The sequence below is a fragment of the Endozoicomonas sp. SESOKO4 genome, from assembly GCF_024606275.1.
The window spans coordinates 1-6,148 of the sequence record NZ_JAHHPS010000006.1 but is presented as its reverse complement, the minus strand read 5'-3'; the positions used below and the strand labels follow the sequence as shown (position 1 = coordinate 6,148).

8 protein-coding genes are annotated in these 6,148 nt (G+C 49.5%); 1 reads left to right on the top strand and 7 read right to left on the bottom strand.

Features of this window, described 5'->3' with window-relative positions; translation table 11 throughout:
- Positions 1–337 precede the first annotated feature (337 nt).
- Complete coding sequence (locus tag KDK16_RS00085; protein WP_257254521.1) at positions 338–1,384, top strand: hypothetical protein; 1,047 nt, start codon at positions 338–340, stop codon at positions 1,382–1,384.
- Between the two features lie 58 nt (positions 1,385–1,442).
- Here the strand turns inward: KDK16_RS00085 and KDK16_RS00080 are convergent, their stop codons facing one another.
- The 7 genes from KDK16_RS00080 to uraD all read right to left on the bottom strand — a co-directional run.
- On the bottom strand, positions 1,443–1,718 hold the full coding sequence (locus tag KDK16_RS00080) for an HU family DNA-binding protein (protein ID WP_257254520.1): 276 nt from the start codon (positions 1,716–1,718) through the stop codon (positions 1,443–1,445).
- A gap of 130 nt (positions 1,719–1,848) precedes the next feature.
- Positions 1,849–2,016: a rubredoxin gene (locus tag KDK16_RS00075; protein ID WP_257254519.1), complete on the bottom strand. Its 168-nt coding sequence runs from the start codon at positions 2,014–2,016 to the stop codon at positions 1,849–1,851.
- Between the two features lie 186 nt (positions 2,017–2,202).
- Positions 2,203–3,399, bottom strand: coding sequence for a urate hydroxylase PuuD (locus KDK16_RS00070; RefSeq protein WP_257254518.1), 1,197 nt, complete (start codon positions 3,397–3,399; stop codon positions 2,203–2,205).
- A 2-nt stretch (positions 3,400–3,401) separates the two neighbouring features.
- On the bottom strand, positions 3,402–4,715 hold the full coding sequence (guaD, locus tag KDK16_RS00065; RefSeq protein ID WP_257274146.1) for a guanine deaminase: 1,314 nt from the start codon (positions 4,713–4,715) through the stop codon (positions 3,402–3,404).
- Complete coding sequence (locus tag KDK16_RS00060; RefSeq protein ID WP_257254517.1) at positions 4,712–5,230, bottom strand: ureidoglycolate lyase; 519 nt, start codon at positions 5,228–5,230, stop codon at positions 4,712–4,714. Before KDK16_RS00060 ends, guaD begins: the two co-directional genes overlap by 4 nt.
- Positions 5,231–5,340: 110 nt before the next feature.
- On the bottom strand, positions 5,341–5,679 hold the full coding sequence (gene uraH, locus KDK16_RS00055; RefSeq protein ID WP_257254516.1) for a hydroxyisourate hydrolase: 339 nt from the start codon (positions 5,677–5,679) through the stop codon (positions 5,341–5,343).
- The coding region (gene uraD, locus KDK16_RS00050) for a 2-oxo-4-hydroxy-4-carboxy-5-ureidoimidazoline decarboxylase (protein WP_257274145.1) at positions 5,676–6,148 on the bottom strand (473 nt) is incomplete at its 5' end. The genes uraD and uraH, both read right to left, overlap by 4 nt.

The window sequence follows — 6,148 nt, the reverse complement described above, 5'->3', positions numbered from 1 at the left end:
CTTTCGGACACTAGCACCTGAAGCTAGCGCGTCTACCAATTCCGCCACCTGGGCCCTGCGATCAGCAATGTGCTGCTCAACAAGTGCGGCGAATATTAGGGATATAAGGCAAAAGTGTCAACACCCAGTAGAAAATTAAGGGTTCGGAAAATACGCTATATTGCTTAAAAATGAAAGGCTTACCCAGATCTGGCGGACGTTGAACACGCGTTCTGGGCGTATTGAACAATGATGGCAACTGAATGGTTTTTTGGTGCACACTCAGAATGATAGGGGCTACTCATCATAATGCATTAAAAGACACATCAGATTCTACAGGTTATCTCAGGGAGACATTATGAAAGTGAATGGAAGACAGTTCCGTTTTCTGCAAGAAACACTCAAGAGCTGGTCCCGGGATGGTCTTCTGGATGAAGGCAAAAAAGAAGCCCTGCTGAACTCTCTGGATGTGCAATCCTTTCAATGGCGCATCCTGGCCCAGTACGCTTGCTGGGCGGCGCTATTTTCCATGGTGCTATCACTGTTAGCAGTGGTTACGGATAAGGCTCTGATTGCATGGCTGGAGCGTTTATTTACTCTTCAGGACGGCACCCGAAGCTTGTTTTTCGCTGCATTGTCGGTTGGCATTTATCTGTTTGGCGGTTGGTTCAAGTCACGCCAGACAGGCCGTGTGTTTAGTCAGGAGCTTATTTTTTTCCTGGGCGCTATATCGACAGCGGCTTCCATTTACTACCTGTACAAGGTCTTTTATACAGTTAATGGTCACTATTCGCTGTTATTGCTTCTTGGAGCTGCGATTTATCTGTTAGTCGCGATAGTGCTGGAATCACTGTTGCTCTGGGTATTGGGATTACTGGTATTGGCTTGCTGGTTTTTTTTCGAAACGATTTACTGGACTAGTGATGGTAATCTGCCGCTTTTCGGGAAGAGCTTTCCAGTGCAATTTCTTGTCTTCAGTTTGGTGGTTCTTTTGCTGGGCTACGGCCTGCCAGTCTTTAAACGGACCAGAGCCTTTTTTGATGCGACTCAGTTTTTCTCGTTAACGATACTCTTCGGGTGTTTGTGGGTTTTGTCCATGATAGGTGATTATGACTATACATCTGAGCCCTTCAGTGCGTCACAAATGGAGCTTTGGTTATGGCGACTGGCCATGCTGGCAGCGTCATGTTTGGCTATTTTTGTTGGTTTTCGCAGAGATGACTCTATTCTAAGAATCCTGGGAGTCGGCTTTCTGTTGTTGAATCTGTATACCCTGTTCTTTCAATATGGCTGGGACACAATGCACAAAGCACTGTTCTACGCATTGCTGGCGCTTAGTTTCTGGTTGCTGGGAAGATACTCGGAATGGCTGTGGCTGGGACTGGCAGGAAAGAGGAAGTTTTAAATAAATGAGGTCGTTCTGTTAGCAGAACAACCTCGGGAACTCGAGGGTTTAGCAGGTATCAGCTGTTAACGGCTTCTTTCAGGGATTTACCTGGCTTGAAGGCTACTGTATTGCTGGCAGCGATTTCTATCGGCTCACCGGTTTGTGGGTTTTTGCCTGTGCGTGCGGCTCTGCTGCGTTGCAGGAATGTACCAAAGCCCACAAGACTGACAGTGTCTTCTTCTTTCAGAGCGGAGGTAATGACCTCGATCAAGGCATTGAGTGCCTGGTTGGCTTGTTCTTTTGTCAGATCTGCCTGATCGGCAATAGCGTTGACGAGTTCTGGTTTACGCATGATGTCATGCACTCCTTCTTTTTTTTTTTCTTCCGATGGATAAGCGGTCACCAACAGACTAAAACACTGTAGAGGTGAGAGCAATAGCCTTTCTCGCGAAAAAACCGGGAATCTGTTTATTTCGACAAAATTAGCCGATTTTGACCATTTCAAAGTCCTCTTTGCCGACACCGCAGTCAGGACAGTGCCAGTCTTCTGGAACATCTTCCCAGCGAGTACCTGGCTCAATCCCCTCATCAGGCCAACCTTGTTCCTCGTCATAGATAAAACCGCAAACAATACACTGCCATTTTTTCATGTATGTCTCCAAAGGATCTTAGCCATTTAAAAGTCAGTGACGACAGTCTCAATTTTATACAACGAAAGCCAGTCGGGGAGGAAAAAGGGTTTGAAAAAACGCACTGGAACAACAGTAATATATCGGGCTCTGCCTCTGGCAGGGCCCGATCCTCGATCAGTTCATGGAAGCTTTGATCGACTTGTCCTATTCAGATTTCAGCTGATGATACCACTGCCCCAGAATCTGGCGTTCTTCTTCAGTCATCTCGGTGCGGTTTGCCAGAGGCATGACTTGTGTCTGAACGGCCTGACTATAGATCTTGTCCGCTTTGCTAGCTATGGAATCATAATCATCAAAGATCAAGCCGCCCGGCGCTGCCTGAAAGAGAGGGTCGGTTGGCTTGGCCCCATGACAGGTAGAACAGCGACTGGTGACAATCTCGACAATTTCCTTTTCGTCAAAAGCGGGTGCTTTTGCAACCCCCGACATTGGCGCTGTCTGTGGCCGGATGACAAAAGCCAGGCTCAACATCACTACGGCAGCGGCAGGCCATAGCCAGGTTAATACAGTACCCTGGTTGCGACGGTTAAAGAAGTGTCGGATCAGAATCGCAGCCAGTGACAGGGCAGCAAGAATCGCCCAGCTCAAGTCATGACCATAAGTCATCGGGTAATGGCCACTGATCATGATAAACAACAGTGGCAGGGTGAAGTAGTTGTTGTGCCTTGAGCGTAGCAATGCATGTCGGGCAATGGCCGGATCAAAGCTGCTGTCACCGCTCTGGGCTGCATCCACCAGCTTCCTCTGGGACGGGATGATAATCTGGAAGACATTACCCACCATCAGGGTGCCAATCAGTGCACCTACGTGGATATAAGCTGCTCTGTCGCTGAACAGTTGAGTGTATCCCCAGGCTGCAATAACAATCAGTCCAAAGAGTACCGCACTGAACAGTTTCTCATTGGAAAACAATGGAGTCCGACAAAGTAAATCGTATACCAGCCAGCTCACGAACAGGCTGAATGCACTGATTGCGATGGCTGAGGCCGGTGACAGTGGAGAGTCTGACGCAAGCAGATAACTTTCTGCGCCCCAGTAGTAAATAATGGCCAGCAGGGCAAAGCCACTCAGCCAGGTGACATAGGCTTCCCATTTAAACCAGTGCAGGGTTTCCGGCATTTTCTCCGGTGCCAGGTGGTATTTGTTCACTTCATAGAAGCCACCACCGTGCACAGCCCATAACTCCCCTTTAATGCCTTTTTTCTGTTTTGCCTGAGGGGCGTTTTCCAGTCGCCCTTCCAGCCAGTTGAAGTAAAAGGAGGCACCGATCCAGGCAATACCTGCCGTGACGTGCAACCATCGAAAAATCAGGTTCAACCAGTCTTGTATATAGGATTCCATACTCAGTTTCTTCCTCGGGTTTCCTGACCCATGATGATGGCTTTTTCAATGACCCGGTCGTCACCCATCACCATGAGAACACCCAGCAACTCTTCCAGTGTTTTTGTTTTTTCTGTTCTGAATTTCAACAAAGGTGTGGCTTCGGGGTTAAGCACCAGAAAGTCTGCCTCGTTGCCGATCTTGAAACTGCCGATGCGGTCGTCGAGATGCAGGGCTCTGGCCCCCCCCAGCGTGGCCAGGTAGAAAGCTTGAAGAGGAGATATCGTATTCTCACTCAACTGAGATACCTGATAAGCGTCTTTCATCGTGTTCAGCAGACAAAGACTGGTGCCACCACCCACGTCTGTACCCAGCCCGACACGAATATTCTTGTTTTGTGCGTTAGAGAAACTGAATAAACCGCTGCCCAGAAAAAGGTTGGAGCCCGGACAGCAGGCAATGGATGAGTCGCTTTCGGCCATTCGGTCCCAACTTTGCTCGCACAGATGGATGGAGTGGGCAAAGACCGATCGTGAGCCCAGCAGACCATGCTGGTCATAAACATCCAGATAATGTTTGCTGTCAGGAAACAGTTCCTGAACCCATGCTATTTCTTTGGGGTTTTCAGACAGATGGGTATGCAGGTAAAGGCCTTCATGTTCTCTGAGCAGTCTTCCGGCCAGGGTGAGCTGCTCGGAAGAAGAGGTCGGAGCAAAGCGGGGAGTGACGGCATAGGACAATCGGCCTTTGTTGTGCCAGCGATTGATCAGTTTTTTTGAGTCTTCATAACTGCTTTGTGGGGTGTCCAGCAGATAGTCCGGCGCGTTGCGGTCCATCATGACCTTGCCGCCAATCATACGCATATTGCGCTTGTGCGCAGCTTCAAAGAAAGCATCTACCGATTGAGGCGCCACTGTGCCGAACACCAGTGCTGTAGTGGTTCCATTGTTCAGGCATTGATCCAGAAACAATTCTGCAATGTCTCTGGCGTATTCAGGATCTGAAAAGCGGGCTTCAGCAGGAAAAGTATACTGTTCCAGCCAGTCCAGCAGTTGTACTCCGCAGCCTGCCATGACTTCCAGTTGGGGGTAATGCACATGAGTGTCTATAAATCCCGGAACTATCAGCTTGCCAGAGAGGTCTCTGATTTCACAGCCTTCCGGCAGCTGTTTCAATAACGTTTCGGCAGGGCCGCAGGCCTTGATACAACCTGACTCAACCAGTAATCCACCGTCGTCAAAGTATTCCCAGCTTTGTGCTCCCTTATCGGGATCATCCAGAAAGTGGAGTACGCAAGCGCGCCAGAAAACAGGAGGTGTATTGACAGTGCTCGTCATAGCGGGTCTCCCACGGTCAGAGAAAGGTGGGTCGGGATTAGAACCTCGTCACAGTTGTGTCCCGGCCCGGCCCGGTCAACCACCAGATAGGAGATTCCGTTACCGGCTGAGAGTAGCGGATGATGCCAGGTGCCCGGATGGTAATTAATACCTTGAGAGCCATCAGCTGCAAAGCAGCGAATATGATCAAAATCCGGCTCCAGATGGTTGTCAGGGGCGACAACTATCAAAAATGGCTGTTTCTCCAGAGGCATAAAGGTTTGGCTGCCCAGAGGATGACGTTCCAGTAAGTCCAGTCGGTAGGGCTGTTTGATGGCTTGCGTGTGGTAAATGTGAATGGCCACCTCACCTTCGGCATCGGTTTGAACCCGGGTGAGGTCGTTGAACTTACGACAGCGGCCCTGATTGATGATCATGGCGTCACCACAGGCTTCGATCACATCGCCGAAAGGCTTGAAAGCTTCAGCAGACAGGGGCTCTACAGGGAGAGCCCGGGTGGTTAACGTGGTTGGCATAGGCCAATGCCTCTTGGTCTTTATTTTTGTTAGCTCAGGGCTTTTTTTCTCAGCTCAGGGCTGTGTAACATTAGTTATGTTTGACAATTATTTTCGTCAAAGAGTGAGAATCAACTCCCTCTGTAAGTCGAATAACCAAAGGGAGAAATCAGCAATGGCACATGGTGATGACGATCATCATTGACTTCAAAAATGACCGAGACTTCCGGATAAAAGCATTTCTGCTCCAGCCGGTTAAAGTAATTCTGAATCGCAAAGTCCAGCTTATAAATGCCTTCAGGAAGGTTTACTTCGTCCGTTGCCAGACTGTTTATTCGTCCGTCATTGTCTGTTGTGCCCTGCCCTACCGCTATCCAGCTGTCTTCAACCTGTTTGTAGAGACTGACAGGAACCTGATCGGCAGGGTGGCCAAGAGCCGTGTCGAGGATATGAGTGCTGATCCCGGTCATAAAATCACTCCTTCTGTGGACAAAGAGGTGCTGTCGAGCATTTTGCGCAGGCGGATACTGGTTATTTTATGCTGTTCTGCCGCTGCCATGGAAAGTTCATCCTCCGGCTCGTTACTCAAGCGTTCCTTAAGCAGCGTCAGCATCTCGCCGGCACTTTTGCCGGTGGCGCAGACAATGAAGATATAGCCAAACTGTCGCTCATACTTTTCATTGCCTTCAGCCAGTGCCAGCAGGGTTTGTTCATTGGCCTCATCGACGCCAGCCTGCTCATGGCCTGCCATGGTTTGAGTGTTACGGTATTTCTCTTTCAGGCTGCTGATATCACCGATTTTCGGGTGAGCATCAAACGCTTCCAGATAATCGGGTTTCTGGCAATGAGACCACACGGCATCGGCAGCAATCAGCAGGCTTTCAATATTGGCGAAGGGTCTTGCAGCCACCATGCACTCAACCCAGTGACTGCTGGCAC